The sequence below is a fragment of the Pseudomonas sp. HOU2 genome, from assembly GCF_040729435.1.
In the GTDB taxonomy this organism is placed as follows: Bacteria; Pseudomonadota; Gammaproteobacteria; order Pseudomonadales; family Pseudomonadaceae; genus Aquipseudomonas.
Window position 1 is genome coordinate 2,575,975 of sequence record NZ_CP160398.1, and the last position, 26,178, is coordinate 2,602,152.

Below are 26,178 nucleotides of genomic sequence, written 5' to 3' on the forward strand. Positions count from 1 at the left end.
TTATGGGTACTCAGCGCAACATGCCGCTGCCGTAACCCTTCAGGTTGGCTTTCTTCATCAGGGATTCGTACTGGTGCGAAACGAGGTGCGATTGTACTTGGGACATGAAGTCCATCACAACCACGACCACGATCAGCAACGAGGTCCCGCCAAGGTAGAACGGAACGTTTGCTGCAACCACCAGGAACTGGGGCAACAGGCACACGGCCGTCATGTAAAGAGCACCGAACATGGTCAAGCGAGTCAAAACGCCATCAATATAGCGCGCAGACTGCTCACCTGGACGGATACCCGGAATAAAGGCACCGGACTTCTTCAGGTTTTCCGCTACGTCTTTCGGATTGAACATCAACGCCGTATAGAAGAAGCAGAAGAAAATAATCCCTGCACTAAACAGCAGAATATTCAACGGCTGACCAGGAGCGATCGACTGCGAGATGTCCTGCAACCAGCCCAAACCTTCAGACTGACCAAACCAGGCACCCAACGAAGCCGGGAACAGCAAAATGCTGCTCGCGAAAATAGCCGGAATAACACCGGCCATGTTCACCTTCAGCGGCAAGTGGCTTGTCTGCGCAGCGAAAACCTTACGGCCCTGCTGACGCTTGGCGTAGTGAACAGCGATACGACGCTGGCCACGCTCAATGAACACCACGAAACCGATAATCGCTACTGCCAGCAAACCGATGGCAACCAGGGCGAAGATATTGATATCCCCCTGACGCGCAGACTCGAAAGACTGCCCGATTGCCCTCGGAAGACCGGCGACGATACCCGAAAAAATCAACATCGAGATACCGTTGCCTACACCACGCTCAGTAATCTGCTCACCCAGCCACATCATGAACATCGCACCAGCCACAAAAGTGGATACCGCGACGAAATGGAAGCCAAAGTCACCAGTGAACGCAACGCCCTGCCCCGCCAGACCAATGGACATGCCAATAGCCTGAACGAGAGCGAGGACGACGGTGCCGTAGCGGGTGTACTGGCTGATCTTGCGACGGCCAGCTTCACCTTCCTTCTTCAACTGCTCCAGCTGCGGACTGACGGCAGTCATCAGTTGCATGATGATCGAAGCCGAGATGTACGGCATGATCCCCAGTGCAAAGATGCTCATCCGTTCCAGCGCGCCGCCGGAGAACATGTTGAACAAGCTAAGAATGGTCCCCTCATTCTGTCGAAACAGGTCTGCGAGTCGGTCCGGGTTGATACCTGGAACCGGGATGTGTGCGCCTATTCGGTAGACGATAATCGCCAGGAACAGAAAACGCAGACGAGCCCAAAGTTCAGACATACCGCCTTTGCCGAGCGCAGAGAGAGCACCTTGCTTAGCCATTTATTCCTCGAACTTGCCGCCAGCTGCTTCGATAGCCGCACGCGCACCTTTGGTGGCGCCGATTCCCTTGCCGATAGTGACAGCGCGAGTCACTTCACCGGACAACATGATTTTCACACGCTGTACGTTGACGTTGATCACGTTGGCATCTTTCAGGGACTGCACGGTGACGATGTCGCCTTCCACTTTAGCCAACTCGGACAGACGCACTTCTGCGCGATCCATGGCTTTCAGGGAAACGAAACCGAACTTCGGCAGGCGACGATGCAGCGGCTGTTGACCGCCTTCAAAGCCTGGAGCAATAGTGCCACCGGAGCGGGAGGTTTGACCTTTGTGACCACGGCCACCAGTCTTACCCAAACCGCTACCGATACCACGGCCCGGACGATGCTTTTCGCGACGGGAACCCGGCGCTGGACTCAGATCATTGAGTTTCATCGATTAACCCTCGACACGCAGCATGTAGTAAGCCTTGTTGATCATCCCGCGATTCTCGGGAGTATCCTGGACTTCTACAGTGTGACCGATGCGACGCAGACCCAGACCCTTAACGCACAGTTTGTGGTTAGGGATGCGGCCGGTCATGCTTTTGATCAGCGTAACTTTAACGGTAGCCATGATCAGAAGATCTCCTTGACAGTCAGGCCACGCTTGGCAGCGATGGACTCAGGAGATTGCATGGCTTTCAGACCCTTGAAAGTGGCGTGAACCACGTTTACCGGGTTAGTCGAGCCGTAGCACTTGGCCAGAACGTTCTGAACGCCAGCAACTTCGAGGACAGCACGCATAGCGCCGCCAGCGATGATACCGGTACCTTCAGAAGCAGGCTGCATGTACACCTTCGAAGCGCCGTGAGCGGACTTCATTGCGTACTGCAGAGTGGTGCCGTTCAGGTCAACTTGAATCATGTTGCGGCGAGCAGCTTCCATTGCCTTCTGGATCGCAGCAGGCACTTCACGCGACTTGCCACGGCCGAAGCCAACACGCCCTTTACCATCACCAACCACGGTCAACGCGGTGAAAGTGAAGATACGGCCGCCTTTAACGGTTTTGGCTACGCGGTTAACTTGAACCAGCTTCTCGATGTAGCCTTCGTCGCGCTTTTGGTCGTTATTTGACATAACTTAGAACTCCAGCCCAGCTTCACGAGCAGCATCAGCCAGCGCTTTAACGCGGCCATGGTACTTGAAGCCAGAGCGGTCGAAAGCCACTTGCGAGACGCCAGCGGCCTTAGCACGCGTAGCGACCAGCTGGCCAACCTTTGTGGCCGCGTCGATGTTGCCAGTGGCACCATCACGCAGTTCTTTATCCAAAGTCGAGGCGCTTGCCAGGACTTTGTTGCCGTCGGCCGAGATGACCTGGGCGTAGATGTGCTGCGACGAGCGGAACACGCAGAGACGCACGACTTCGAGTTCGTGCATTTTCAGGCGTGCTTTGCGAGCGCGACGCAGTCGAGTAACTTTTTTGTCGGTCATTTGCTATGCCCTACTTCTTCTTGGCTTCTTTACGACGGACGACTTCGTCCGCGTAGCGCACACCTTTGCCTTTGTACGGCTCTGGTGGACGGAAGTCGCGGATCTCAGCGGCCACTTGACCTACCAGCTGTTTATCGATGCCCTTGATCAGGATATCGGTCTGGCTAGGAGTCTCAGCGGTGATGCCTTGCGGCAGTTCGTAATCCACTGGGTGCGAGAAGCCAAGAGCCAGGTTCAGCACCTGACCTTTTGCTTGCGCTTTGTAACCAACACCGACCAGCTGGAGCTTGCGCTCGAAGCCTTGGCTAACGCCTTGGACCATGTTGTTTACCAACGCACGCGTGGTACCGGCCATTGCGCGAGTCTGTTGATCGCCATTGCGAGCAGCGAAACGCAGCTCACCAGCTTCTTCAACGATCTCAACGGACGAATGGATGTTCAGTTCAAGAGTACCCTTGGCACCCTTCACCGAAAGCTGTTGGCCTGCGAATTTTACTTCGACACCGGCTGGCAGCTTAACGGGGTTCTTAGCGACGCGAGACATGCTTATCCCCCCTTAGAACACAGTGCAAAGAACTTCGCCGCCGACACCGGCAGCGCGCGCAGCACGATCCGTCATCACACCTTTGTTGGTGGAGACGATAGACACGCCAAGACCGCCACGAACTTTCGGCAGATCTTCAACGGACTTGTACTGACGCAGGCCTGGACGACTAACGCGCTTCACTTCCTCGATGACCGGACGGCCTTCGAAGTATTTCAGCGAGATGGACAACGACGGCTTAGCGTCGGTGGTGATCTGAAAATCCGCGATGTAACCTTCGTCCTTCAGGACTTTTGCTACAGCCACCTTCAACGTGGAAGACGGCATGCTCACGACAGACTTTTCAGCCATCTGGGCATTACGGATTCGAGTTAGCATGTCCGCTAACGGGTCCTGCATACTCATGGGCTAGACGCTCCTAATACAGAAAAATTAGCCTTGCGGCTACTACATGTCGCCGAGAAACTCCGGGCAGAAAAACACGGGCTCAGGCGAGCCGGTCATTCTAGACACACCCCAGAAATGAATCAAGCCCCAAAAGGGGCTTGATTCAGATTCAAGGCCACCGATGGTCAGGTTCTTGCGATCCCGACCATCAAGGCTTTGACAGCGATTACCAGCTGGCTTTAACCAGACCTGGAACGTCACCACGCATTGCCGCTTCACGCAGTTTGTTACGGCCCAGGCCGAACTTGCGGTAAACGCCGTGCGGACGACCAGTCAGGCGGCAACGGTTACGCATGCGCGAAGCGCTTGCGTCACGTGGTTGCTTCTGCAGAGCTACGGTAGCTTCCCAACGCGCTTCTGGACTTGCGTTCAGATCAACGATGATAGCTTTCAGCGCTGCACGCTTGGTGGCGTACTTGGCAACAGTGAGCTGACGCTTCAGCTCACGGTTTTTCATGCTCTTCTTGGCCATTTTCCTACTCCAATCAGTTGCGGAACGGGAATTTGAAAGCACGCAGCAGAGCGCGGCCTTCATCATCGTTCTTGGCAGTGGTGGTCAGGGTAATGTCCAGACCGCGGAGAGCATCGATCTTGTCGTAGTCGATTTCCGGGAAAATGATCTGCTCTTTCACGCCCATGCTGTAGTTGCCACGACCATCGAAGGACTTGGCATTCAGGCCGCGGAAGTCGCGAACCCGAGGCAGGGAGATCGACAGCAGACGATCCAGGAACTCGTACATACGCTCACGGCGCAGAGTCACTTTGACGCCGATCGGCCATCCTTCACGGACTTTAAAGCCAGCGATGGATTTACGAGCGTAGGTCACAACGACTTTTTGGCCGGTGATCTTTTCCAGGTCAGCAACAGCGTGCTCGATGACTTTTTTGTCGCCGATCGCTTCGCCCAGACCCATGTTCAGGGTGATTTTGGTAACGCGCGGAACTTCCATCACGTTCGAAAGCTTAAGTTCTTCCTTAAGTTTCGGAGCGATTTCCTTCCGGTAAATCTCTTTTAGTCGTGCCATGGTCTTCTACCTAGCAGTGTTCAAGCATCAACCGCTTTTTGGGTCGACTTGAAGACACGAATTTTCTTACCGTCTTCTACTTTGAAACCAACGCGGTCAGCCTTGTTGGTTTCGCCGTTGAAGATGGCGACGTTGGAAGCGTGCAGTGGCGCTTCTTTCTCGACGATACCGCCCTGTACGCCCGACATCGGGTTAGGCTTGGTATGACGCTTGACCAGGTTCAGACCACCAACAACCAGACGGTTGTCAGCAAGAACCTTCAGCACCTTACCGCGCTTACCTTTGTCTTTGCCGGCGATCACGATGATCTCGTCGTCACGACGAATCTTTTGCATGTCGGATCTCCTTACAGCACTTCTGGGGCGAGCGAGACGATCTTCATGAACTTCTCAGTACGAAGTTCACGGGTCACTGGCCCAAAGATACGGGTGCCGATCGGCTCTTGCTTGTTGTTCAAAAGAACAGCAGCGTTGCCATCAAAGCGGATAATGGAGCCATCAGCACGACGTACGCCGTGACGAGTGCGGACTACAACAGCAGTCATCACTTGGCCTTTTTTCACCTTACCGCGAGGAATTGCTTCCTTCACGGTAACTTTGATGATGTCACCGATACCAGCGTAACGACGATGGGAGCCACCCAGCACCTTGATGCACATAACACGGCGAGCGCCGCTGTTATCGGCCACATCGAGCATGGATTGAGTCTGAATCATATAATTTCTCCGACCCCTAGCCCTTAGACTTCCACAGCGCGTTCGAGAACATCAACCAGCGCCCAAGACTTGGTCTTGGCCATCGGACGAGTTTCACGAATAGTGACTTTGTCGCCGATGTGGCACTGATTGGTTTCGTCGTGCGCGTGCAGCTTAGTCGAACGCTTAACGTATTTACCGTAGATCGGGTGCTTAACGCGACGCTCGATCAGAACGGTGATGGTTTTGTCCATCTTGTCGCTGACAACACGGCCAGTCAGCGTACGGACAGTTTTTTCGGCTTCAGCCATGATCACTTACCTGCCTGCTGGTTGAGCACAGTCTTCACGCGAGCGATGTCACGCTTAACTTGCGAGAGCAGATGAGACTGCCCCAACTGGCCAGTTGCTTTCTGCATGCGCAGATTGAACTGGTCGCGCAGCAAGCCGAGCAGTTGCTCGTTCAGCTGCTGTGCGGATTTTTCACGAAGTTCATTCGCTTTCATCACATCACCGTCCGTTTAACAAAGGAGGTGGCGAGCGGCAGCTTTGCAGCAGCCAGGGCGAAAGCCTCACGCGCCAGCTCTTCAGAAACACCCTCGATTTCATACAGGACTTTGCCTGGCTGAATCTGGGCAACCCAGTACTCCACGTTACCCTTACCTTTACCCATACGAACCTCGAGAGGTTTTTTGGAGATCGGCTTGTCCGGGAATACACGGATCCAGATCTTGCCACCACGTTTTACGTGACGGGTCAGAGCACGACGCGCTGACTCGATCTGACGAGCGGTGAGACGACCACGAGCAACAGACTTCAGCGCGAACTCGCCGAAGCTGACTTTGCTACCGCGCAGTGCCAGACCACGGTTGTGGCCGGTCATCTGCTTGCGGAACTTCGTACGCTTTGGTTGCAACATTTGGCGTACCCCTTACTTAGCAGCTTTTTTACGAGGCGCTGGTGCTTGTGGCTTCAGCTCTTCTTGGCGACCACCAATTACTTCGCCTTTGAAGATCCAAACCTTTACACCGATCACACCGTAGGTGGTGTGAGCTTCGTAGTTGGCATAGTCGATGTCGGCACGCAGGGTGTGCAGTGGCACACGACCTTCGCGATACCATTCAGTACGTGCGATTTCAGCACCGCCGAGACGACCGCTCACTTGGATTTTGATGCCTTTGGCACCAATGCGCATGGCGTTCTGAACTGCGCGCTTCATAGCGCGACGGAACATTACACGACGCTCCAGCTGCTGAGCTACGCTCTGCGCAACCAGCATACCGTCGAGCTCCGGCTTGCGGATCTCTTCGATATTGATGTGCACAGGCACACCCATTTGCTTGGTCAGGTCCTGACGCAGTTTCTCAACATCTTCACCTTTCTTCCCGATAACGATACCTGGACGAGCGGTGTGGATGGTGATGCGTGCAGTTTGGGCCGGACGATGGATATCGATACGGCTTACGGACGCGCTTTTTAGTTTGTCTTGGAGATACTCACGCACTTTCAGATCTGCGAACAAGTAGTCCGCATAAGTCCGACCGTCTGCGTACCAGACGGAGGTGTGCTCCTTGACGATTCCCAGGCGAATGCCAATGGGATGTACTTTCTGACCCATCTCTTCGACTCCGTTACTTGTCAGCAACCTTGACAGTGATATGGCAAGACCGCTTGACGATGCGATCAGCACGGCCTTTGGCACGTGGCATGATGCGCTTCAGCGAACGCCCTTCGTTGACGAAAACAGTGCTGACCTTCAGGTCATCAACGTCTGCGCCTTCGTTATGCTCGGCGTTGGCTACGGCCGACTCCAGCACTTTCTTCATGATCTCGGCGGCTTTCTTACTGCTGAAAGCCAACAGGTTGAGCGCTTCGCCCACCTTCTTCCCGCGGATCTGGTCGGCGACCAAGCGGGCTTTCTGGGCGGAGATTCGAGCGCCCGACAACTTAGCGGCTACTTCCATTTCCTTACCCCTTAACGCTTGGCTTTCTTGTCTGCCACGTGCCCACGATAAGTGCGGGTACCGGCGAACTCGCCCAGTTTATGGCCAACCATGTCTTCGTTCACGAGAACTGGGACGTGCTGACGGCCGTTGTGTACTGCGATGGTCAGACCGACCATTTGTGGCAGGATCATCGAACGACGCGACCAAGTCTTAATTGGTTTGCGATCGTTCTTTTCCGCCGCCACTTCGATCTTCTTCAGTAGGTGAAGATCAATAAAAGGACCTTTTTTCAGAGAACGTGGCACTGTCGTATCCCTCTATTTACTTGCGACGACGGACGATCATTTTGTCGGTACGCTTATTACCACGAGTCTTCGCGCCCTTAGTCGGGAAGCCCCATGGCGATACCGGATGACGACCACCAGAGGTACGACCTTCACCACCACCATGTGGGTGGTCAACCGGGTTCATGGCAACACCACGAACGGTTGGGCGAACGCCACGCCAGCGTTTGGCACCAGCTTTACCCAGCGAACGCAGGCTGTGCTCGGAGTTCGAGACTTCGCCCAGGGTCGCACGGCATTCAGCCAGGACTTTACGCATTTCACCGGAACGCAGACGCAGGGTAACGTACACGCCTTCACGAGCGATCAGCTGAGCCGAAGCACCAGCGGAACGAGCGATCTGTGCGCCTTTACCTGGCTTCAGTTCGATGCCGTGTACGGTAGAACCGACTGGAATGTTGCGCAGTTGCAGAGCGTTGCCTGGCTTGATTGGAGCCAGAGCACCTGCGATCAGCTGGTCGCCAGCACTCACGCCTTTAGGGGCAATGATGTAGCGACGCTCGCCGTCTGCGTAGCAGAGCAGTGCGATGTGAGCAGTACGGTTTGGATCGTATTCGATACGCTCGACAGTGGCGACGATGCCATCTTTGTCGTTGCGACGGAAATCGACCATACGATAATGCTGCTTATGACCACCACCGATGTGACGAGTGGTAATACGGCCATTGTTGTTACGACCACCAGTCTTCGATTTTTTCTCGAGCAGCGGTGCGTGAGGAGCGCCTTTATGCAGCTCCTGGTTGACCACCTTGACCACAAAACGGCGGCCAGGGGAAGTCGGTTTGCATTTAACGATTGCCATGATGCACCCCTTCCTTACTCAGCACTGCTGCTGAAATCGAGATCTTGGCCTGGCTGAAGGGAGATAACTGCCTTCTTCCAGTCATTACGCTTGCCCAGACCGCGAGCAGTGCGCTTGCTCTTACCCAGAACGTTCAGGGTAGTGACGCGCTCTACTTTCACGCTGAACAGGCTTTCGACGGCCTTCTTGATTTCCAGCTTGGTTGCATCAGTAGCAACCTTGAAAACGAACTGGCCTTTCTTGTCTGCCAGAACCGTAGCCTTCTCGGAAACGTGCGGGCCAAGCAGAACTTTAAATACGCGTTCCTGGTTCATCCCAGCAGCTCCTCGAATTTCTTCACGGCCGACACGGTGATCAACACCTTGTCGTATGCGATCAGACTAACTGGATCGGAACCTTGCACGTCACGTACATCTACGTGTGGCAGGTTACGAGCAGCCAGGTACAGGTTCTGATCAACAGCGTCCGATACGATGAGAACATCGGTCAGGCTCATGTTGTTCAGCTTGCCCAGCAGATCTTTGGTTTTCGGAGTTTCAACAGCGAAATCCTGAACCACGACCAGACGATCAGTACGCACCAGCTCAGCAAGGATGGAACGCATTGCTGCGCGATACATCTTCTTGTTCAGCTTCTGGGAGTGATCCTGTGGACGAGCTGCGAAAGTGGTACCGCCGCCACGCCAGATTGGGCTACGGATAGTACCGGCACGAGCACGGCCAGTACCTTTCTGACGCCATGGGCGCTTGCCGCCACCACGAACGTCGGAACGGGTCTTTTGCTGCTTGCTACCTTGACGGCCGCCGGCCATGTAGGCCACGACTGCTTGGTGAACCAGCGTCTCGTTGAACTCGCCGCCAAATGTCAGTTCGGAAACTTCGATCGCTTGAGCGTCATTTACATTTAATTGCATGTCAGCTTCCCCTTAACCGCGAGCCTTGGCTGCTGGACGTACAACCAGGTTGCCGCCAGTAGCGCCAGGAACAGCGCCCTTGACCAACAACAGATTGCGTTCAGCGTCCACGCGCACTACTTCCAGGGACTGCACGGTCACGCGCTCAGCGCCCATATGACCGGACATTTTTTTGCCCTTGAATACACGACCAGGAGTCTGGCACTGGCCGATAGAGCCTGGGACGCGGTGGGATACGGAGTTACCGTGGGTGTTATCTTGCCCGCGGAAATTCCAACGCTTGATCGTACCCTGGAAGCCTTTACCCTTGGACTGACCGGTTACATCAACCAGTTGACCAGCGGCGAAGATTTCAGCGTTGATCAGATCGCCTGCCTGGTACTCGCCTTCTTCAAGACGGAATTCCATGGTGGTGCGACCAGCGGCAACGTTCGCTTTAGCGAAATGGCCAGCTTGAGCTGCTGTTACACGCGAAGCACGACGCTCGCCGACAGTGACTTGCACTGCACGATAGCCATCGGTCTCTTCAGTTTTGAACTGGGTGACGCGATTCGGCTCGATCTCAATGACCGTGACCGGAATGGAGACACCTTCTTCGGTGAAAATACGGGTCATACCGCATTTACGACCGACTACACCAATAGTCATGTTGTAAACCTCATGAGTGTACGGGGCTTTCACCCGCTATGGCCGCCCATTTCAGAGCGTTACACGACCAAGACCGAGTCTTAGCCGAGGCTGATCTGCACTTCCACACCGGCCGCAAGATCAAGCTTCATAAGAGCATCAACGGTTTTATCCGTTGGCTGGACGATGTCCAGAACGCGCTTATGAGTGCGGATTTCGTACTGGTCACGCGCGTCTTTGTTGACGTGCGGGGAAACCAGAACGGTAAACCGCTCTTTACGGGTAGGCAGTGGAATTGGACCACGCACTTGAGCACCAGTACGTTTCGCGGTTTCCACGATTTCCTGGGTTGATTGGTCGATCAGGCGATGGTCAAAAGCCTTCAACCTGATACGGATTTGCTGATTTTGCATTGGATTTCAGACTCCGGCTGCTATTCCCACCGGGCGCAATACGCCCGTTAAAAGGAGGCGCAATTCTATAGACGCCCCAGATAGGTGTCAACCCAATAAAAAAGCCCCCGCTGAGCGGGGGCTTTTTCAATCCATCAAGCAGACTCTATAAAAGAGATTACTCGATGATTTTGGCTACGACGCCCGCGCCGACGGTACGACCGCCTTCACGGATAGCGAAACGCAGACCGTCTTCCATCGCGATGGTTTTGATCAGGGTAACAGTCATTTGAATGTTGTCACCTGGCATTACCATTTCAACGCCTTCTGGCAGTTCGCAGTTACCAGTCACGTCAGTAGTACGGAAGTAGAACTGTGGACGGTAGCCTTTGAAGAACGGAGTGTGACGGCCGCCTTCTTCCTTGCTCAGAACGTAAACTTCTGCGGTGAACTTGGTGTGCGGCTTAACCGAACCTGGCTTGACCAGAACCTGACCACGCTCAACGTCGTCACGCTTGGTACCACGCAGCAGAACGCCGCAGTTCTCGCCAGCACGACCTTCGTCGAGCAGCTTGCGGAACATTTCAACACCGGTGCAGGTGGTGGTGGTGGTGTCACGCAGACCAACGATTTCCAGTGCATCTTGAACGCGAACGATGCCGCGCTCGATACGACCAGTCACAACAGTACCACGACCCGAGATCGAGAATACGTCTTCGATTGGCATCAGGAATGGCTTGTCGATCATACGAACTGGTTCTGGGATGTAGCTGTCCAGAGTTTCAACCAGTTTCTTGACGGCAGTGGTGCCCATCTCGTTGTCGTCTTTGCCTTCCAGCGCCATACGAGCCGAACCGATGATGATTGGAGTGTCATCGCCCGGGAAGTCGTAGGTGGACAGCAGGTCGCGAACTTCCATCTCAACCAGTTCCAGCAGCTCAGCGTCGTCTACCAGGTCAGCCTTGTTCAGGAAAACCACGATGTACGGAACGCCTACCTGACGGGACAGCAGGATGTGCTCACGGGTTTGCGGCATCGGACCATCAGCGGCCGAGCAAACCAGAATAGCGCCGTCCATTTGAGCAGCACCGGTGATCATGTTCTTCACATAGTCAGCGTGACCTGGGCAGTCAACGTGAGCGTAGTGACGGATCAGCGAGTTGTACTCAACGTGTGCGGTGTTGATGGTGATACCGCGAGCTTTTTCTTCTGGAGCGCTGTCGATCTTGTCGAATTCAACTACGGCCGAACCGAAAACTTCGGAGCAGACGCGAGTCAGAGCAGCGGTCAGAGTGGTTTTACCGTGGTCAACGTGACCAATGGTGCCAACGTTGACGTGCGGTAGGGAACGATCAAATTTTTCTTTAGCCACGACAATTAACTCCTAGCCTAAAGGGGCTGAATCAGCCTTGTTTTTTGGTTACGGATTCGACGATGTGCGACGGAGCCGTATCGTATTTTTTGAATTCCATAGAGTAGCTTGCGCGACCCTGGGACATGGAACGGACGTCGGTCGCATAACCGAACATCTCACCCAGTGGAACCTCGGCACGGATAACCTTGCCGGACACTGTGTCTTCCATACCCTGGATCATGCCGCGACGACGGTTAAGGTCGCCCATGACATCACCCATATAGTCTTCAGGCGTAACAACCTCTACCGCCATGATCGGCTCGAGCAACTCACCACCGCCCTTCTGGGCCAGTTGCTTGGTCGCCATGGAAGCAGCCACTTTAAACGCCATCTCGTTGGAGTCGACGTCGTGGTAAGAACCATCGAACACGGTAGCCTTCAGGCCGATCAGCGGATAGCCGGCAACAACGCCGTTCTTCATCTGCTCTTCGATACCCTTCTGGATAGCCGGGATGTATTCCTTAGGAACCACACCACCTACAACCTCGTTCACGAATTGCAGACCTTCCTGACCTTCGTCAGCAGGAGCAAAACGGATCCAGCAGTGACCGAACTGGCCGCGACCACCGGACTGACGAACGAACTTGCCTTCGATTTCGCAGTTCTTCGTGATGCGCTCACGATAGGAAACCTGAGGCTTGCCGATGTTGGCTTCGACGTTGAACTCACGGCGCATCCGGTCAACCAGGATGTCCAGGTGCAACTCGCCCATGCCGGAGATGATCGTTTGACCAGTCTCTTCATCAGTTTTTACGCGGAAAGACGGGTCTTCCTGAGCAAGCTTGCCCAGAGCGATACCCATTTTTTCCTGGTCATCCTTGGTCTTAGGCTCTACGGCAACCGAGATAACCGGCTCCGGGAAGTCCATACGTACCAGGATGATTGGCTTGTCAGCGTTGCAGAGGGTTTCACCAGTGGTGACGTCCTTCATGCCGATCAGGGCCGCGATGTCGCCAGCGCGTACTTCCTTGATCTCTTCACGGGCGTTTGCGTGCATTTGCACCATACGACCCACGCGCTCTTTCTTGCCCTTAACCGAGTTGATCACGCCGTCGCCGGAGTTCAACACGCCCGAGTAAACGCGGACGAAGGTCAGGGTACCCACGAATGGGTCGGTAGCGATTTTGAACGCCAGTGCCGCGAACGGCTCGTCGTCACTTGCGTGACGCTCCATTTCCTCTTCCTCGTTATCAGGGTTCGAGCCCTTGATAGCTGGAATGTCGGTTGGAGCAGGCAGGAAGTCGATAACGGCGTCGAGAACCAGGGGAACGCCCTTGTTCTTGAACGACGAACCGCACACAGCCAGAACGATTTCGCCAGCGATAGTACGCTGACGCAGAGCAGCCTTGATCTCTTCGATCGACAGCTCTTCGCCTTCCAGGTACTTGTTCATCAGCTCTTCACTGGCTTCGGCCGCAGCTTCAACCATGTTGCTGCGCCACTCAGTAGCCAGCTCAAGCATGTCCGCAGGGATTTCCTTGCGAACAGGAACCATACCCTTGTCAGAGTCGTTCCAGTAAACAGCCTGCATGTTGATCAGGTCGATCTGGCCCTGGAAGTTGTCTTCCGAACCGATAGCCAGCTGAATCGGCACCGGAGTGTGACCCAGACGCTGTTTGATCTGACCGATCACGCGCAGGAAGTTGGCACCAGCACGGTCCATCTTGTTTACGTAAACAAGACGTGGAACGCCGTATTTGTTGGCCTGACGCCATACGGTTTCCGACTGAGGCTCAACACCCGAAGTACCGCAGAATACAACCACAGCGCCGTCGAGTACGCGCAGGGAACGCTCAACTTCAATGGTGAAGTCTACGTGGCCCGGGGTATCGATGACGTTGAAACGGTGCTCGTGCGGGTACTGCTTCTCGGAACCTTTCCAGAAGGCGGTAATGGCAGCAGAAGTAATGGTAATACCACGCTCCTGCTCCTGAACCATCCAGTCTGTGGTCGCGGCGCCGTCATGCACCTCGCCCATTTTGTGACTTTTGCCAGTGTAAAAAAGGACGCGCTCGGTGGTGGTGGTTTTACCAGCATCCACGTGAGCGACGATACCGATGTTACGGTAGCGACTAATCGGAGTAGTACGAGCCATAAAGCCCTCGCAAAATTAGTGAAGCTAAAATTAGAAGCGGTAGTGCGAGAAAGCTTTGTTGGCTTCGGCCATACGGTGCACGTCTTCACGCTTCTTAACAGCAGCACCTTTACCTTCAGCAGCATCCAGCAGTTCGCCAGCCAAGCGCAGAGCCATAGACTTCTCGCCACGCTTACGGGCGAAGTCTACCAACCAGCGCATTGCCAGAGCGTTACGGCGGGAAGGACGAACCTCGACCGGAACCTGGTAAGTAGCACCACCAACGCGGCGCGACTTCACTTCGACCAGCGGAGCGATGGCGTCGAGTGCTTTTTCGAAGAGTTCCAGGGGATCGGTGCCGGCCTTACGAGCCTTCACGGTTTCCAGGGCACCATAAACGATACGTTCGGCAACGGCTTTCTTGCCGCTTTCCATAACGTGGTTCATGAATTTGGCGAGGATCTGGCTTCCGTATTTCGGATCGTCCAGAATCTCACGCTTTGCTGCTACGCGACGTCTTGGCATGATAAGCCCTCAAGCGGTCTTCAGGTTAGTTCGGGACAGATCCAGTGGATGCAAGCCCGACCTTACTCTTATCGACTCAATAAAATGAAAATCTGCAAAACGGCCGATTACTTCGGACGCTTGGTACCGTACTTCGAACGACCCTGGTTACGGCCTTTAACGCCGGAAGTATCCAAGGAACCGCGAACGGTGTGGTAACGAACACCTGGCAAGTCTTTTACACGACCGCCGCGGATCAGTACCACGCTGTGCTCTTGCAGGTTGTGGCCTTCACCACCGATGTACGAGGAAACCTCGAAACCGTTGGTCAGGCGCACACGGCATACTTTACGCAGTGCCGAGTTAGGTTTTTTCGGCGTAGTGGTGTACACACGGGTGCACACGCCACGACGTTGCGGGCAGTTCTGCAGCGCAGGTACGTCGGATTTCTCGACGATACGCTTACGCGGCTGACGTACCAGCTGGTTGATAGTTGCCATCTACTAGCTCCACTGTTGTCTTGCGACGCTATTGTCTTGCAAGAAAAGCAAAATGACAGGAACGGATTCCCGCCAAATTTAGGGGATCAAGAGTCTAAAGAGGATCTTGCCCCCAGTCAAGGCAAGGCCCCGACCCCCCCGCCCGTCGAACCTTGACAATTTGTCTCGATTCGACGAACGGAGCGATCAGGGCCTCAGCTCATTTATCGCAGAACTCAGTTACCGCTCGAGTTCAGCGCTTCGGTCAGTGCAGCTTCCACTTCACTGGCGCTTACGCGCAACGGTTTGTCAGCATCACGGCGACGCTTGCGCTCGCTGTGATAAGCCAGACCGGTACCGGCAGGGATCAGACGACCCACAACCACGTTTTCTTTCAAGCCGCGCAGGTAGTCGCGCTTGCCGGTGACTGCCGCTTCGGTCAGTACGCGAGTGGTTTCCTGGAAGGAAGCCGCCGAGATGAACGATTCGGTCGACAACGACGCCTTGGTGATACCCAGCAGAACGCGGGTGAACTTGGAGACAAACTTGTCTTCCGCGTTCAGACGCTCGTTCTCTACCAGTACGTGAGTCAGTTCCATCTGGTCGCCCTTGATGAAGCTGGAATCGCCGGACTCGGAAATCTCAACTTTACGCAGCATCTGACGCAGAATGGTCTCGATGTGCTTGTCGTTGATCTTCACGCCTTGCAGACGGTAAACGTCCTGGATCTCGTTCACGATGTACTTGGCCAGCGCGCTCACACCCAGCAGACGCAGGATGTCGTGCGGATCGCTTGGACCGTCGGAGATAACTTCGCCGCGGTTTACCTGTTCGCCTTCGAACACGTTCAGGTGACGCCACTTCGGAATCAGCTCTTCGTACGGATCGCTACCGTCGTTCGGGGTAATGACCAGACGGCGCTTGCCTTTGGTCTCTTTACCGAACGCGATGGTGCCGCTGACTTCAGCCAGAATCGACGCTTCTTTCGGACGACGAGCTTCGAACAGGTCGGCAACACGCGGCAGACCACCGGTGATGTCACGGGTCTTCGAAGTTTCTTGCGGGATACGCGCGATAACATCACCGATCGCGATCTTCGCACCGTCCGCAACACCGACCAGGGCGTTGGCTGGCAGGAAGTACTGAGCGATAACGTCAGTGCCTGGCAGCAACAGATCCTTGCCGTTGTCGTCGACCATCTTCACTGCCGGACGGATTTCTTTGCCCGCAGCTGGACGATCTTTCGCGTCGAGTACTTCAATGTTGGTCATACCGGTCAATTCGTCAGTCTGACGCTTGATCGTGATGCCTTCTTCCATGCCCACGTAGGTCACGGTACCTTTCATTTCGGTAACGATCGGGTGAGTGTGCGGATCCCACTTGGCCACGATTGCGCCAGCGTCGACCTTGTCACCTTCTTTAACCGAAATCACAGCACCGTACGGCAGCTTGTAACGCTCACGCTCACGACCGAAGTCATCAGCGATTGCCAGCTCACCGGAACGGGACACAGCAACCAGGTGGCCATCCACTCGCTCAACGTGTTTCAGGTTGTGCAGACGGACAGTACCGCCATTCTTCACCTGAACGCTGTCGGCTGCGGAAGTACGGCTTGCCGCACCACCGATGTGGAACGTACGCATCGTCAGCTGGGTACCCGGCTCACCGATGGACTGGGCAGCGATAACGCCGACCGCTTCACCGATGTTCACCTGGTGACCACGAGCCAGATCACGGCCGTAGCACTTGGCGCAAATGCCATAGCGGGTTTCGCAGCTGATCGGCGAACGCACGATCACTTCGTCGATGCTGTTCAGCTCGATGAACTCGACCCACTTCTCGTCTACCAGGGTACCGGCAGGAACGATAACGTCCTCGGTGCCTGGCTTGAATACGTCACGGGCAATAACACGACCCAATACGCGCTCACCCAACGGCTCTACAACGTCACCGCCTTCAATGTGCGGAGTCATCAGCAGACCGTGTTCGGTGCCGCAATCGATCTCGGTTACAACCAGATCCTGCGCCACGTCTACCAGACGACGAGTCAGGTAACCGGAGTTCGCAGTTTTCAACGCGGTATCCGCCAGACCTTTACGAGCACCGTGAGTCGAGATGAAGTACTGGAGTACGCTCAGACCTTCACGGAAGTTCGCAGTAATCGGCGTTTCAATGATGGAACCGTCAGGCTTGGCCATCAGACCACGCATACCGGCCAGCTGACGAATCTGTGCTGCGGAACCCCGCGCACCCGAGTCGGCCATCATGTACATCGAGTTGAAGGACTCTTGGTCGACTTCGTCGCCGTGACGGTCGATGACCTTCTCTTTCGAGAGGTTGGCCATCATCGCCTTGGAAACTTCGTCGTTCGCCTTCGACCAAAGGTCGATCACTTTGTTGTACTTCTCGCCCTGGGTTACCAGGCCGGAGGCGTACTGGCTCTCGATCTCTTTCACTTCGTCGGTGGCTGCACCGATGATGCGGGCTTTTTCGTCCGGGATAACGAAGTCGTTAACACCGATGGAAACGCCGGAGATGGTCGAGTAAGCGAAACCGGTGTACATCAACTGGTCAGCGAAGATCACGGTCTCTTTAAGACCAACCACGCGGTAGCACTGGTTGATCAGCTTGGAGATCGCCTTTTTCTTCATCGGCAGGTTGACGACGTCGTACGACAGACCTTTTGGCACAACCTGGAACAGCAGCGCACGGCCGACGGTGGTGTCGACGATACGGGTACCGCTCACGCTGTTGCCGTCACGGTCGTTGACGGTTTCGTTGATACGAACCTTGACCTTGGCGTGCAGTGCAGCTTCGCCGGCACGGAACACACGGTCAACTTCCTGCAGATCCGCGAACACACGACCTTCGCCCTTGGCGTTGATCGCTTCACGAGTCATGTAGTACAGACCCAATACAACGTCCTGCGACGGAACGATGATTGGCTCACCGTTGGCTGGCGACAGAATGTTGTTGGTCGACATCATCAACGCACGCGCTTCGAGCTGGGCTTCCAGCGTCAGCGGTACGTGCACGGCCATTTGGTCGCCGTCGAAGTCGGCGTTGTACGCGGCGCAGACCAGCGGGTGCAGCTGGATAGCCTTACCTTCGATCAGTACCGGTTCAAACGCCTGGATACCCAGACGGTGAAGGGTCGGTGCACGGTTGAGAAGAACCGGGTGTTCGCGAATCACTTCAGCGAGAACGTCCCAAACCTCTGGCAGTTCGCGCTCGACCATTTTCTTGGCCGCTTTGATGGTGGTCGCCAGACCGCGCATTTCCAGCTTGCCGAAAATGAACGGCTTGAACAGCTCGAGAGCCATCTTCTTCGGCAGACCGCACTGGTGCAGACGCAGGGTCGGACCTACGGTAATTACCGAACGACCGGAGTAGTCAACACGCTTACCGAGCAAGTTCTGACGGAAACGACCTTGCTTACCCTTGATCATGTCAGCCAGGGATTTCAGAGGACGCTTGTTCGAACCGGTGATAGCGCGGCCACGACGACCGTTGTCGAGCAGTGCATCGACAGCTTCCTGCAACATACGCTTTTCGTTGCGCACGATGATGTCCGGAGCGGACAGATCCAGCAGGCGCTTCAAACGGTTGTTACGGTTGATCACTCGACGATACAGATCGTTGAGGTCGGAAGTCGCGAAGCGACCGCCATCCAGCGGGACCAGTGGACGCAGATCTGGCGGCAGAACCGGCAGAACGGTCAGCACCATCCACTCTGGCAGGTTGCCGGAACCCTGGAAGGCTTCCATCAACTTCAGACGCTTGGACAGCTTCTTGATCTTGGTTTCCGAGTTGGTTTGCGGAATCTCTTCGCGCAGACGGCCAATCTCGTGTTCCAGGTCGATAGCGTGCAGCAGCTCACGGACAGCCTCAGCACCCATGCGGGCGTCGAAGTCGTCACCGAACTCTTCCAGCGCTTCGAAGTACTGCTCGTCGTTCAGCAGCTGACCTTTTTCAAGGGTGGTCATGCCCGGGTCGATAACGACATAGCTCTCGAAGTAGAGAACACGCTCGATATCACGCAGGGTCATATCCATCAGCAGGCCGATACGGGACGGCAGCGATTTCAGGAACCAGATGTGGGCAACCGGCGAAGCCAGTTCGATGTGCGCCATGCGCTCACGACGAACCTTGGCCAGTGCAACTTCAACGCCGCACTTCTCGCAGATCACACCACGGTGCTTCAAGCGCTTGTACTTACCACACAGGCACTCGTAATCCTTTACCGGGCCAAAGATCTTGGCGCAGAACAGACCGTCACGCTCAGGTTTGAACGTACGGTAGTTGATGGTTTCCGGCTTTTTAACTTCACCGAACGACCACGAGCGGATCATCTCAGGCGAGGCCAATCCGATACGGATGGCGTCGAACTCTTCGACTTGACCCTGGTTTTTCAGCAAATTCAGTAGGTCTTTCAAGGCCTTTCCTCCTGGCGGAGCAGAGAGCGGGCAGTCCTGCCCCGCTCTCGATCGCGTCACGTGTTATTCGGTTTCCAGATCGATATCGATGCCGAGGGAACGAATTTCCTTGATCAACACGTTGAAGGACTCGGGCATGCCCGGCTCCATACGGTGATCGCCATCCACGATGTTTTTGTACATCTTGGTACGGCCGTTCACATCGTCCGACTTCACTGTGAGCATTTCTTGCAGAGTGTAAGCAGCACCGTATGCTTCCAGTGCCCAGACCTCCATCTCCCCGAAACGCTGACCACCGAACTGCGCCTTACCACCCAGCGGCTGCTGGGTAACCAGGCTGTACGAACCGGTAGAACGCGCGTGCATCTTGTCGTCTACCAAGTGGTTCAGCTTCAGCATGTACATGTAGCCAACGGTAACTGGACGCTCGAACTTGTTGCCGGTACGGCCGTCAGTCAGCTGCATCTGGCCGCTTTCCGGCAGGTCTGCCAGTTTCAGCATGGCCTTGATTTCGCTTTCCTTGGCGCCGTCGAACACTGGAGTGGCCATTGGAACGCCGCCACGCAGGTTCTTCGCCAGATCCAGGATTTCCTGATCGGAGAAGCTGTCCAGATCTTCGTTACGACCGCCGATCTGGTTGTAGATCTCGTCCAGGAAGGTGCGCAGTTCAGCGACTTTACGCTGCTCTTCGACCATCCGGTTGATCTTCTCGCCCAGACCTTTGGCCGCGAGGCCCAGGTGGGTTTCAAGGATCTGACCAACGTTCATACGCGAAGGTACGCCCAACGGGTTGAGGACGACGTCGACCGGGGTGCCATTGGCATCGTGCGGCATGTCTTCAACCGGCATGATCACGGAGACCACACCCTTGTTACCGTGACGACCGGCCATCTTGTCGCCCGGCTGGATGCGACGACGGATTGCCAGGTAAACCTTGACGATTTTCAGCACGCCTGGAGCCAGGTCATCGCCCTGCTGCAGTTTGCGCTTCTTGTCTTCGAACTTGTCGTCCAGCAGACGGCGGCGATCAACGATGTAGGCCTGAGCCTTCTCGAGCTGCTCGTTCAGAGCATCTTCAGCCATGCGCAGTTTGAACCACTGACCATGCTCAAGACCGTCGAGAACTTCGTCGGTGATGTCCTGACCTTTCTTCAGACCGGCGCCGCCTTCAGCCTTGTGGCCTACCAGAGCGGAGCGCAGACGTTCGAAGGTCGCGCCTTCAACGATACGGAACTCTTCGTTCAGATCCTTGCGGATCTCGTCCAGCTGGGACTTCTCGATCGACAGTGCACGAGCATCCCGCTCAACGCCGTCGCGGGTGAAGACCTGTACGTCGATGACAGTACCTTTGGTACCGGTAGGTACACGCAGGGAAGTGTCTTTAACGTCGCTGGCTTTTTCACCGAAGATCGCACGCAGCAGTTTTTCTTCCGGAGTCAGTTGGGTCTCGCCTTTCGGAGTGACCTTACCGACCAGGATGTCGCCTGCGCCTACTTCAGCACCTACGTAAACGATACCGGCTTCGTCCAGCTTGTTCAGTGCAGCTTCACCCACGTTCGGGATGTCCGCAGTGATTTCCTCTGGGCCAAGCTTGGTGTCACGGGCCACACAGGTCAGTTCCTGAATGTGGATCGTGGTGAAACGGTCTTCCTGAACCACACGCTCGGACAGGCAGATGGAGTCTTCGAAGTTGAAGCCGTTCCATGCCATGAACGCGATGCGCATGTTCTGACCCAGTGCCAGTTCACCCATGTCGGTGGACGGGCCGTCGGCCATGATGTCGCTACGCTGAACGCGATCGCCCTTGCTCACCAGCGGACGCTGGTTGATGCAGGTGTTCTGGTTCGAGCGGGTGTATTTGGTCAGGTTGTAGATGTCGACACCAGCTTCGCCGGTTTCAACTTCGTCATCGGCAACACGAACCACGATACGGCTGGCATCAACGGAGTCGATCACGCCGCCACGACGAGCCACGACGCAAACGCCGGAGTCGCGAGCCACGTTACGCTCCATGCCGGTACCTACCAGCGGCTTGTCAGCGCGCAGGGTTGGTACAGCTTGACGCTGCATGTTCGAACCCATCAACGCACGGTTGGCGTCGTCGTGCTCGAGGAACGGAATCAGCGACGCTGCGACCGAAACTACCTGCTTCGGCGAAACGTCCATCAGGGTGACGTCTTCCGGCGCCTTGACGGTGAATTCGTTCAGGTGACGTACGGCTACCAGTTCGTCGATCAGGACTTTCTGGTCGTTCATGGTCGCCGAAGCCTGCGCGATCACATGATCGGCTTCTTCAATGGCGGACAGGAACACGATCTCGTCGGTGACCACGCCTTCTTTCACCACACGGTACGGGCTTTCCAGGAAGCCGTACTGGTTGGTGCGGGCATAAGCAGCCAGGGAGTTGATCAGACCGATGTTCGGACCTTCCGGCGTTTCAATCGGGCATACACGACCGTAGTGAGTCGGGTGTACGTCACGGACTTCAAAGCCTGCGCGCTCACGAGTCAGACCGCCAGGGCCGAGTGCAGAGACACGACGCTTGTGGGTGATCTCGGACAGCGGGTTGTTCTGGTCCATGAACTGCGAGAGCTGGCTGGAACCGAAGAACTCCTTCACCGCCGCAGCCACTGGCTTGGCGTTGATCAGGTCTTGCGGCATCAGGCCTTCGCTTTCAGCCATCGACAGACGCTCTTTGACCGCACGCTCAACACGTACCAGGCCAACGCGGAACTGGTTCTCGGCCATTTCACCTACGCAGCGAACACGACGGTTACCCAGGTGGTCGATGTCATCGACGATGCCTTTACCGTTACGGATGTCGACCAGAGTCTTCAGTACCGCGACGATATCTTCCTTGCACAGCACGCCCGAACCTTCGATCTCGGTACGACCGATACGACGGTTGAACTTCATCCGGCCGACCGCAGACAGGTCATAGCGCTCAGGGCTGAAGAACAGGTTGTTGAACAGGGTCTCGGCAGCATCTTTGGTTGGCGGCTCGCCTGGACGCATCATGCGATAGATCTCGACCAGCGCTTCCAATTGGTTGCTGGTGGAGTCGATCTTCAGCGTGTCGGAGATGAACGGACCGCAGTCGATGTCGTTGGTGTACAGAGTTTCGATGCGAACGACGCCGGCCTTGGCGATTTTCGCCAGGACTTCAGTCGACAGCTCGGTATTGCACTCTGCCAGGATTTCGCCGGTAGCCGGATGCACGATGACCTTGGCGGTAGTGCGACCCAGGACATAGTCCAGAGGCACGTCCAGCTCTTTGATCCCGGCCTTTTCCAGCTGGTTGATGTGGCGGGCAGTAATACGACGGCCCTGCTCGACAATCACCTTGCCTTTATCATCCTGGATATCGAGGACAGCCACTTCACCGCGCAGACGCTGAGGCACCAGCTCCAGGCTCAGGCCTTCGCCTTTAACGTGGAATACGTTGGTGGTGTAGAACGCGTCCAGCACTTCTTCAGTGGTGTAGCCGAGCGCGCGCAGCAGTACCGAGGCCGGCAGTTTGCGACGACGGTCGATACGCACGAATACGCAGTCTTTCGGGTCGAACTCGAAGTCCAGCCAAGAACCGCGGTAAGGAATGATCCGCGCGGAGTACAGCAGTTTACCGGAGCTGTGCGTCTTGCCGCGGTCGTGGTCGAAGAACACGCCCGGGGAACGGTGCAGCTGGGAAACGATAACACGCTCGGTACCGTTGATTACGAAGGTACCGTTCTCAGTCATCAATGGGATTTCGCCCATGTAGACTTCTTGCTCTTTGATGTCCTTGATCGCTTTGTTCGACGATTCTTTGTCGAAAATGATCAGGCGCACTTTTACCCGCAAAGGTACGGCGAAAGTTACACCGCGCAATACGCATTCTTTGACATCAAATGCCGGTTCGCCCAGGCGATAACCGACGTACTCCAGCGCAGCATTGCCGGAGTAGCTGATGATCGGGAAAACGGATTTGAAGGCCGCATGCAGGCCCACGTCGCGGAACTGATCTTTAGTCGCTCCCGCTTGCAAGAATTCACGATACGAATCCAGCTGGATGGCCAGGAGGTACGGCACATCCATGACGTCCGGCAACTTGCTAAAGTCCTTGCGGATACGTTTTTTCTCAGTATATGAGTAAGCCATCAGCGTTCCCCAGCTTGGTCACCTGCTTGTTTGGCCCCTCCCGACGGGAGCAGCCAGAAAATCGTGCAAACCCCATGGTTTGCGCCACCGCATCGGGTGGTTACAGCGCCTTTATCAGCACCGACCCAGTCGGCTGCCAATAACGGAAAAAGGCCGGTGGCAAGAGCCACCAGCCATCAGCCTGTCGCTTGACGCTCGGGCTGGAGGAGCAAAGTCGATACTTATTTCAGTTCGACTTTAGCGCCTGCTTCTTCCAGCTTCTTCTTGGCGTCTTCAGCAGCTTCTTTCGAAACGCCTTCAGCTACAACCTGAGGAGCGCCGTCTACTTTCTCTTTGGCTTCTTTCAGGCCCAGACCGGTCAGTTCACGAACTGCCTTGATCACGTTAACCTTCTTCTCGCCAGCTTCCAGCAGAACAACGTTGAACTCGGTTTGCTCTTCAACAGCAGCAGCAGCTACAGCTGGGCCAGCCGAAGCGGCGGCAGCGGTAACACCGAAGGTTTCTTCCATCGCTTTGATCAGCTCAACGATTTCCACTACGGATTTCTGGCCGATTGCTTCGATGATTTGTTCGTTAGTCAGAGACATGACTCAATTCCTGAATTGGGGGACGGCCTACGCGACCATCGAAATAAACAAAAAACGCGTGAAGTTGACGAGCCTTAGGCTGCGGCAGCTTCTTTCTGGTCGCGAATTGCCGCCAGAGTACGAGCCAACTTGCTGGTAGCGCCTTGAATCACGCTCATCAGCTGAGAAATTGCTTCGTCACGGGTCGGCAGAGTTGCCAGTACGTCGATCTGATTAGCTGCGAGGAACTTGCCCTCGAACGCAGCTGCCTTGATCTCGAACTTGTCCTGACCCTTGGCAAACTCTTTGAAGATACGGGCAGCAGCGCCCGGATGTTCGTTCGAGAATGCAATCAGGGTCGGGCCGGTGAACACGTCGTTGAGAACACTGTATTCAGTGTCAGCAACAGCGCGCTTGAGCAGGGTGTTACGTACAACACGTACGTAAACGCCAGCTTCACGAGCCTCTTTACGGAGTCCGGTCATTGCGCCTACTGTTACGCCACGGGCATCAACCACGACAGCGGACAGAGCGACTTTGGCAGCCTCGTTGACTTCAGCGACGATGGCCTTCTTGTCTTCGAGATTAATTGCCACGGGTTTAACTCCTGCTTGTTACCGTTTCACTCGGTCGAAACCGAATGTCGTTTTGGTGTCTGATTCGGTAAGGAACCGGGAGCACCATCTGCGTAGGCTTGTGGTTTAAGGCTTGCGCCGCCTACGGTCTTGGATAGCCCCCGCCAGGCAGGGACCCCAATCTTTCAATTGGCGCGAATAATCGCACCAACCTTTGTCTTACGCGTCCAGCGAGCTCTGGTCGATAACCAGACCTGGGCCCATAGTGGTGCTCAGGGTAACGCGCTTGACGTAAATACCTTTCGAGGAAGCTGGCTTGATACGCTTCAGATCAGCGATCAGGGCTTCAACGTTTTCCTTCAGCTTGACGGCATCGAAGCCGATCTTGCCAACGGAGGTGTGGATGATGCCGTTTTTGTCGGTGCGATAACGAACCTGACCAGCCTTGGCGTTTTTAACCGCGGTAGCTACGTCTGGAGTTACGGTGCCGACTTTCGGGTTAGGCATCAGGCCACGTGGACCGAGGATCTGACCCAGTTGACCTACAACGCGCATGGCATCCGGGGATGCGATCACTACGTCATAGTTCAGGTCGCCGCCTTTCATTTCGGCAGCCAGGTCGTCCATACCTACACGGTCAGCGCCGGCAGCCAGAGCGGCCTCAGCAGCTGGACCCTGGGTGAACACAGCAACGCGAACGGTCTTGCCAGTGCCGTGCGGCAGCACAGTAGCGCTACGAACAACCTGGTCGGATTTACGCGGGTCTACACCCAGGTTTACAGCAACGTCGAACGACTCGCTGAACTTGACAGTCGACAGCTCAGCCAGCAGAGCAGCAGCGTCTACAATGTTGTAGGCCTTGCCTGCTTCGATTTTGCCGGCGATAGCCTTTTGACGCTTGGTCAGCTTAGCCATTACACACCCTCCACGTTAAGGCCCATGCTACGAGCAGAACCGGCGATAGTACGCACGGCTGCATCCATATCAGCTGCAGTCAGATCCGCGTTTTTGGTTTTCGCGATTTCTTCCAGCTGAGCACGGGTAACAGTGCCAACCTTAACGGTGTTCGGACGAGCGGAACCGCTGGTCAGACCGGCCGCCTTCTTCAGCAGAACCGAAGCAGGGGTGGATTTGGTTTCGAAAGTGAAGCTACGGTCGCTGTAGACAGTGATGATCACTGGAGTCGGCAGACCTGCTTCAAGACCCTGAGTACGGGCGTTGAAAGCCTTGCAGAATTCCATGATGTTCACGCCGTGCTGACCCAGAGCAGGACCAACAGGTGGGCTTGGGTTAGCCTGAGCGGCCTTCACTTGCAGCTTGATGTAAGCGGTAATCTTCTTGGCCATGAGGCACTCCAATTACGGGTTCGAACGCCTCGAAAGGCTCCCCGGTTACTTGCGCGTTTATCCCAGTGACGACAAAACCCCACAGCCTAGGGCTGCGGGG

Annotated in this window: 32 protein-coding genes; all 32 read right to left on the bottom strand. The window is 55.5% G+C overall.

The features are described 5' to 3' along the window. Window positions 1-10 precede the first annotated feature (10 nt). The 32 genes from secY to rplK all read right to left on the bottom strand — a co-directional run bounded on the left by secY (window position 11) and on the right by rplK (window position 26,078). Window positions 11-1,339 (bottom strand): preprotein translocase subunit SecY, encoded by a 1,329-nt coding sequence (gene secY / locus ABV589_RS11600; protein ID WP_007966172.1) that lies wholly within the window; start codon window positions 1,337-1,339, stop codon window positions 11-13. Then, window positions 1,340-1,777 carry a 50S ribosomal protein L15 gene (gene rplO, locus ABV589_RS11605; RefSeq protein ID WP_003228720.1) on the bottom strand — a complete coding sequence of 146 codons (438 nt, stop codon included), beginning with the start codon at window positions 1,775-1,777 and terminating at the stop codon, window positions 1,340-1,342. 3 nt (window positions 1,778-1,780) lie between these two features. Beyond that, complete coding sequence (gene rpmD / locus ABV589_RS11610; protein WP_003176408.1) at window positions 1,781-1,957, bottom strand: 50S ribosomal protein L30; 177 nt, start codon at window positions 1,955-1,957, stop codon at window positions 1,781-1,783. Window positions 1,958-1,959: 2 nt separating this feature from the next. After that, window positions 1,960-2,460 (bottom strand): 30S ribosomal protein S5, encoded by a 501-nt coding sequence (gene rpsE / locus ABV589_RS11615; RefSeq protein WP_003176409.1) that lies wholly within the window; start codon window positions 2,458-2,460, stop codon window positions 1,960-1,962. 3 nt (window positions 2,461-2,463) lie between these two features. Then, window positions 2,464-2,814, bottom strand: a complete 351-nt coding sequence (gene rplR / locus ABV589_RS11620; RefSeq protein WP_003186037.1) for a 50S ribosomal protein L18 — start codon at window positions 2,812-2,814, stop codon at window positions 2,464-2,466. 10 nt (window positions 2,815-2,824) lie between these two features. Continuing rightward, window positions 2,825-3,358 (bottom strand): 50S ribosomal protein L6, encoded by a 534-nt coding sequence (gene rplF, locus ABV589_RS11625; protein WP_007966176.1) that lies wholly within the window; start codon window positions 3,356-3,358, stop codon window positions 2,825-2,827. A gap of 12 nt (window positions 3,359-3,370) precedes the next feature. Beyond that, complete coding sequence (gene rpsH / locus ABV589_RS11630; protein ID WP_007966178.1) at window positions 3,371-3,763, bottom strand: 30S ribosomal protein S8; 393 nt, start codon at window positions 3,761-3,763, stop codon at window positions 3,371-3,373. A 208-nt stretch (window positions 3,764-3,971) separates the two neighbouring features. Beyond that, a complete protein-coding gene (gene rpsN / locus ABV589_RS11635) occupies window positions 3,972-4,277 on the bottom strand; it encodes a 30S ribosomal protein S14 (RefSeq protein WP_003228726.1) in 306 nt (101 codons plus the stop codon). Window positions 4,278-4,290: 13 nt separating this feature from the next. Continuing rightward, a complete protein-coding gene (rplE, locus tag ABV589_RS11640; protein WP_003210069.1) occupies window positions 4,291-4,830 on the bottom strand; it encodes a 50S ribosomal protein L5 in 540 nt (179 codons plus the stop codon). 20 nt (window positions 4,831-4,850) lie between these two features. After that, on the bottom strand, window positions 4,851-5,165 hold the full coding sequence (gene rplX, locus ABV589_RS11645; RefSeq protein ID WP_003186046.1) for a 50S ribosomal protein L24: 315 nt from the start codon (window positions 5,163-5,165) through the stop codon (window positions 4,851-4,853). A gap of 11 nt (window positions 5,166-5,176) precedes the next feature. Beyond that, window positions 5,177-5,545: a 50S ribosomal protein L14 gene (gene rplN / locus ABV589_RS11650; protein ID WP_002555479.1), complete on the bottom strand. Its 369-nt coding sequence runs from the start codon at window positions 5,543-5,545 to the stop codon at window positions 5,177-5,179. Window positions 5,546-5,568: 23 nt separating this feature from the next. Beyond that, window positions 5,569-5,835 carry a 30S ribosomal protein S17 gene (gene rpsQ / locus ABV589_RS11655; protein WP_003194644.1) on the bottom strand — a complete coding sequence of 89 codons (267 nt, stop codon included), beginning with the start codon at window positions 5,833-5,835 and terminating at the stop codon, window positions 5,569-5,571. A 2-nt stretch (window positions 5,836-5,837) separates the two neighbouring features. After that, window positions 5,838-6,029, bottom strand: a complete 192-nt coding sequence (gene rpmC, locus ABV589_RS11660; RefSeq protein ID WP_002555481.1) for a 50S ribosomal protein L29 — start codon at window positions 6,027-6,029, stop codon at window positions 5,838-5,840. Next, window positions 6,029-6,442: a 50S ribosomal protein L16 gene (rplP, locus tag ABV589_RS11665; protein WP_003228729.1), complete on the bottom strand. Its 414-nt coding sequence runs from the start codon at window positions 6,440-6,442 to the stop codon at window positions 6,029-6,031. Before rplP ends, rpmC begins: the two co-directional genes overlap by 1 nt. 12 nt (window positions 6,443-6,454) lie before the next feature. Next, the gene (gene rpsC, locus ABV589_RS11670) at window positions 6,455-7,141 is read right to left on the bottom strand and encodes a 30S ribosomal protein S3 (RefSeq protein ID WP_003176422.1); all 687 of its coding nucleotides are present in this window, start codon (window positions 7,139-7,141) and stop codon (window positions 6,455-6,457) included. 13 nt (window positions 7,142-7,154) lie between these two features. Continuing rightward, window positions 7,155-7,487, bottom strand: a complete 333-nt coding sequence (gene rplV, locus ABV589_RS11675) for a 50S ribosomal protein L22 (RefSeq protein WP_003103908.1) — start codon at window positions 7,485-7,487, stop codon at window positions 7,155-7,157. A gap of 11 nt (window positions 7,488-7,498) precedes the next feature. Further along, window positions 7,499-7,774: a 30S ribosomal protein S19 gene (gene rpsS, locus ABV589_RS11680; RefSeq protein WP_003228731.1), complete on the bottom strand. Its 276-nt coding sequence runs from the start codon at window positions 7,772-7,774 to the stop codon at window positions 7,499-7,501. 16 nt (window positions 7,775-7,790) lie between these two features. Then, complete coding sequence (gene rplB / locus ABV589_RS11685) at window positions 7,791-8,615, bottom strand: 50S ribosomal protein L2 (protein WP_003228734.1); 825 nt, start codon at window positions 8,613-8,615, stop codon at window positions 7,791-7,793. Window positions 8,616-8,629: 14 nt separating this feature from the next. Then, entirely contained in the window at window positions 8,630-8,929 is a 300-nt protein-coding gene (rplW, locus tag ABV589_RS11690; protein ID WP_002555488.1) for a 50S ribosomal protein L23, read from the bottom strand. Further along, window positions 8,926-9,528, bottom strand: coding sequence for a 50S ribosomal protein L4 (rplD, locus tag ABV589_RS11695; RefSeq protein ID WP_003228735.1), 603 nt, complete (start codon window positions 9,526-9,528; stop codon window positions 8,926-8,928). Before rplD ends, rplW begins: the two co-directional genes overlap by 4 nt. 12 nt (window positions 9,529-9,540) lie before the next feature. After that, window positions 9,541-10,176, bottom strand: coding sequence for a 50S ribosomal protein L3 (gene rplC, locus ABV589_RS11700; protein ID WP_003228738.1), 636 nt, complete (start codon window positions 10,174-10,176; stop codon window positions 9,541-9,543). Window positions 10,177-10,256: 80 nt separating this feature from the next. Further along, window positions 10,257-10,568: a 30S ribosomal protein S10 gene (gene rpsJ, locus ABV589_RS11705; RefSeq protein ID WP_003186070.1), complete on the bottom strand. Its 312-nt coding sequence runs from the start codon at window positions 10,566-10,568 to the stop codon at window positions 10,257-10,259. Window positions 10,569-10,725: 157 nt separating this feature from the next. Next, window positions 10,726-11,919, bottom strand: coding sequence for an elongation factor Tu (gene tuf / locus ABV589_RS11710; protein ID WP_024164425.1), 1,194 nt, complete (start codon window positions 11,917-11,919; stop codon window positions 10,726-10,728). A gap of 31 nt (window positions 11,920-11,950) precedes the next feature. Next, the gene (gene fusA / locus ABV589_RS11715) at window positions 11,951-14,056 is read right to left on the bottom strand and encodes an elongation factor G (RefSeq protein WP_007962223.1); all 2,106 of its coding nucleotides are present in this window, start codon (window positions 14,054-14,056) and stop codon (window positions 11,951-11,953) included. 30 nt (window positions 14,057-14,086) lie between these two features. Continuing rightward, window positions 14,087-14,560, bottom strand: coding sequence for a 30S ribosomal protein S7 (gene rpsG / locus ABV589_RS11720; RefSeq protein ID WP_003228745.1), 474 nt, complete (start codon window positions 14,558-14,560; stop codon window positions 14,087-14,089). 107 nt (window positions 14,561-14,667) lie between these two features. After that, window positions 14,668-15,039, bottom strand: coding sequence for a 30S ribosomal protein S12 (gene rpsL, locus ABV589_RS11725; RefSeq protein ID WP_003186084.1), 372 nt, complete (start codon window positions 15,037-15,039; stop codon window positions 14,668-14,670). A gap of 215 nt (window positions 15,040-15,254) precedes the next feature. After that, the gene (rpoC, locus tag ABV589_RS11730) at window positions 15,255-19,454 is read right to left on the bottom strand and encodes a DNA-directed RNA polymerase subunit beta' (protein ID WP_007962225.1); all 4,200 of its coding nucleotides are present in this window, start codon (window positions 19,452-19,454) and stop codon (window positions 15,255-15,257) included. A gap of 63 nt (window positions 19,455-19,517) precedes the next feature. Then, window positions 19,518-23,591, bottom strand: coding sequence for a DNA-directed RNA polymerase subunit beta (gene rpoB / locus ABV589_RS11735; protein ID WP_007962226.1), 4,074 nt, complete (start codon window positions 23,589-23,591; stop codon window positions 19,518-19,520). A gap of 221 nt (window positions 23,592-23,812) precedes the next feature. Then, entirely contained in the window at window positions 23,813-24,178 is a 366-nt protein-coding gene (rplL, locus tag ABV589_RS11740) for a 50S ribosomal protein L7/L12 (RefSeq protein WP_007962228.1), read from the bottom strand. Window positions 24,179-24,252: 74 nt separating this feature from the next. Continuing rightward, window positions 24,253-24,753, bottom strand: coding sequence for a 50S ribosomal protein L10 (gene rplJ / locus ABV589_RS11745; RefSeq protein ID WP_003228752.1), 501 nt, complete (start codon window positions 24,751-24,753; stop codon window positions 24,253-24,255). A gap of 198 nt (window positions 24,754-24,951) precedes the next feature. Further along, window positions 24,952-25,647: a 50S ribosomal protein L1 gene (gene rplA, locus ABV589_RS11750; protein WP_003228754.1), complete on the bottom strand. Its 696-nt coding sequence runs from the start codon at window positions 25,645-25,647 to the stop codon at window positions 24,952-24,954. Continuing rightward, complete coding sequence (rplK, locus tag ABV589_RS11755; RefSeq protein ID WP_003228756.1) at window positions 25,647-26,078, bottom strand: 50S ribosomal protein L11; 432 nt, start codon at window positions 26,076-26,078, stop codon at window positions 25,647-25,649. The genes rplA and rplK overlap by 1 nt, the downstream gene beginning before the upstream one ends. Window positions 26,079-26,178: the final 100 nt, after the last annotated feature.

Excerpts from the sequence above, each read along its gene's own strand:
- rplA (WP_003228754.1), bottom strand. The coding sequence starts at position 25,647 with ATGGCTAAGCTGACCAAGCGTCAAAAGGCTATCGCCGGCAAAATCGAA.
- rplC (WP_003228738.1), bottom strand. The coding sequence starts at position 10,176 with ATGACTATTGGTGTAGTCGGTCGTAAATGCGGTATGACCCGTATTTTC.
- rpsC (WP_003176422.1), bottom strand. The coding sequence starts at position 7,141 with ATGGGTCAGAAAGTACATCCCATTGGCATTCGCCTGGGAATCGTCAAG.
- rpmD (WP_003176408.1), bottom strand. The coding sequence starts at position 1,957 with ATGGCTACCGTTAAAGTTACGCTGATCAAAAGCATGACCGGCCGCATC.
- rpoB (WP_007962226.1), bottom strand. The coding sequence starts at position 23,591 with ATGGCTTACTCATATACTGAGAAAAAACGTATCCGCAAGGACTTTAGC.
- rplF (WP_007966176.1), bottom strand. The coding sequence starts at position 3,358 with ATGTCTCGCGTCGCTAAGAACCCCGTTAAGCTGCCAGCCGGTGTCGAA.
- rpmC (WP_002555481.1), bottom strand. The coding sequence starts at position 6,029 with ATGAAAGCGAATGAACTTCGTGAAAAATCCGCACAGCAGCTGAACGAG.
- fusA (WP_007962223.1), bottom strand. The coding sequence starts at position 14,056 with ATGGCTCGTACTACTCCGATTAGTCGCTACCGTAACATCGGTATCGTC.
- rpsG (WP_003228745.1), bottom strand. The coding sequence starts at position 14,560 with ATGCCAAGACGTCGCGTAGCAGCAAAGCGTGAGATTCTGGACGATCCG.
- rplX (WP_003186046.1), bottom strand. The coding sequence starts at position 5,165 with ATGCAAAAGATTCGTCGTGACGACGAGATCATCGTGATCGCCGGCAAA.
- secY (WP_007966172.1), bottom strand. The coding sequence starts at position 1,339 with ATGGCTAAGCAAGGTGCTCTCTCTGCGCTCGGCAAAGGCGGTATGTCT.
- rpsE (WP_003176409.1), bottom strand. The coding sequence starts at position 2,460 with ATGTCAAATAACGACCAAAAGCGCGACGAAGGCTACATCGAGAAGCTG.
- rpsH (WP_007966178.1), bottom strand. The coding sequence starts at position 3,763 with ATGAGTATGCAGGACCCGTTAGCGGACATGCTAACTCGAATCCGTAAT.
- rplV (WP_003103908.1), bottom strand. The coding sequence starts at position 7,487 with ATGGAAGTAGCCGCTAAGTTGTCGGGCGCTCGAATCTCCGCCCAGAAA.
- rplL (WP_007962228.1), bottom strand. The coding sequence starts at position 24,178 with ATGTCTCTGACTAACGAACAAATCATCGAAGCAATCGGCCAGAAATCC.
- rplO (WP_003228720.1), bottom strand. The coding sequence starts at position 1,777 with ATGAAACTCAATGATCTGAGTCCAGCGCCGGGTTCCCGTCGCGAAAAG.
- rplR (WP_003186037.1), bottom strand. The coding sequence starts at position 2,814 with ATGACCGACAAAAAAGTTACTCGACTGCGTCGCGCTCGCAAAGCACGC.
- rplW (WP_002555488.1), bottom strand. The coding sequence starts at position 8,929 with ATGAACCAGGAACGCGTATTTAAAGTTCTGCTTGGCCCGCACGTTTCC.
- rpsJ (WP_003186070.1), bottom strand. The coding sequence starts at position 10,568 with ATGCAAAATCAGCAAATCCGTATCAGGTTGAAGGCTTTTGACCATCGC.
- rpsQ (WP_003194644.1), bottom strand. The coding sequence starts at position 5,835 with ATGGCTGAAGCCGAAAAAACTGTCCGTACGCTGACTGGCCGTGTTGTC.
- rpsN (WP_003228726.1), bottom strand. The coding sequence starts at position 4,277 with ATGGCCAAGAAGAGCATGAAAAACCGTGAGCTGAAGCGTCAGCTCACT.
- rplP (WP_003228729.1), bottom strand. The coding sequence starts at position 6,442 with ATGTTGCAACCAAAGCGTACGAAGTTCCGCAAGCAGATGACCGGCCAC.
- rplD (WP_003228735.1), bottom strand. The coding sequence starts at position 9,528 with ATGCAATTAAATGTAAATGACGCTCAAGCGATCGAAGTTTCCGAACTG.
- rplK (WP_003228756.1), bottom strand. The coding sequence starts at position 26,078 with ATGGCCAAGAAGATTACCGCTTACATCAAGCTGCAAGTGAAGGCCGCT.
- rplE (WP_003210069.1), bottom strand. The coding sequence starts at position 4,830 with ATGGCACGACTAAAAGAGATTTACCGGAAGGAAATCGCTCCGAAACTT.
- rpsL (WP_003186084.1), bottom strand. The coding sequence starts at position 15,039 with ATGGCAACTATCAACCAGCTGGTACGTCAGCCGCGTAAGCGTATCGTC.
- rplN (WP_002555479.1), bottom strand. The coding sequence starts at position 5,545 with ATGATTCAGACTCAATCCATGCTCGATGTGGCCGATAACAGCGGCGCT.
- rplB (WP_003228734.1), bottom strand. The coding sequence starts at position 8,615 with ATGGCAATCGTTAAATGCAAACCGACTTCCCCTGGCCGCCGTTTTGTG.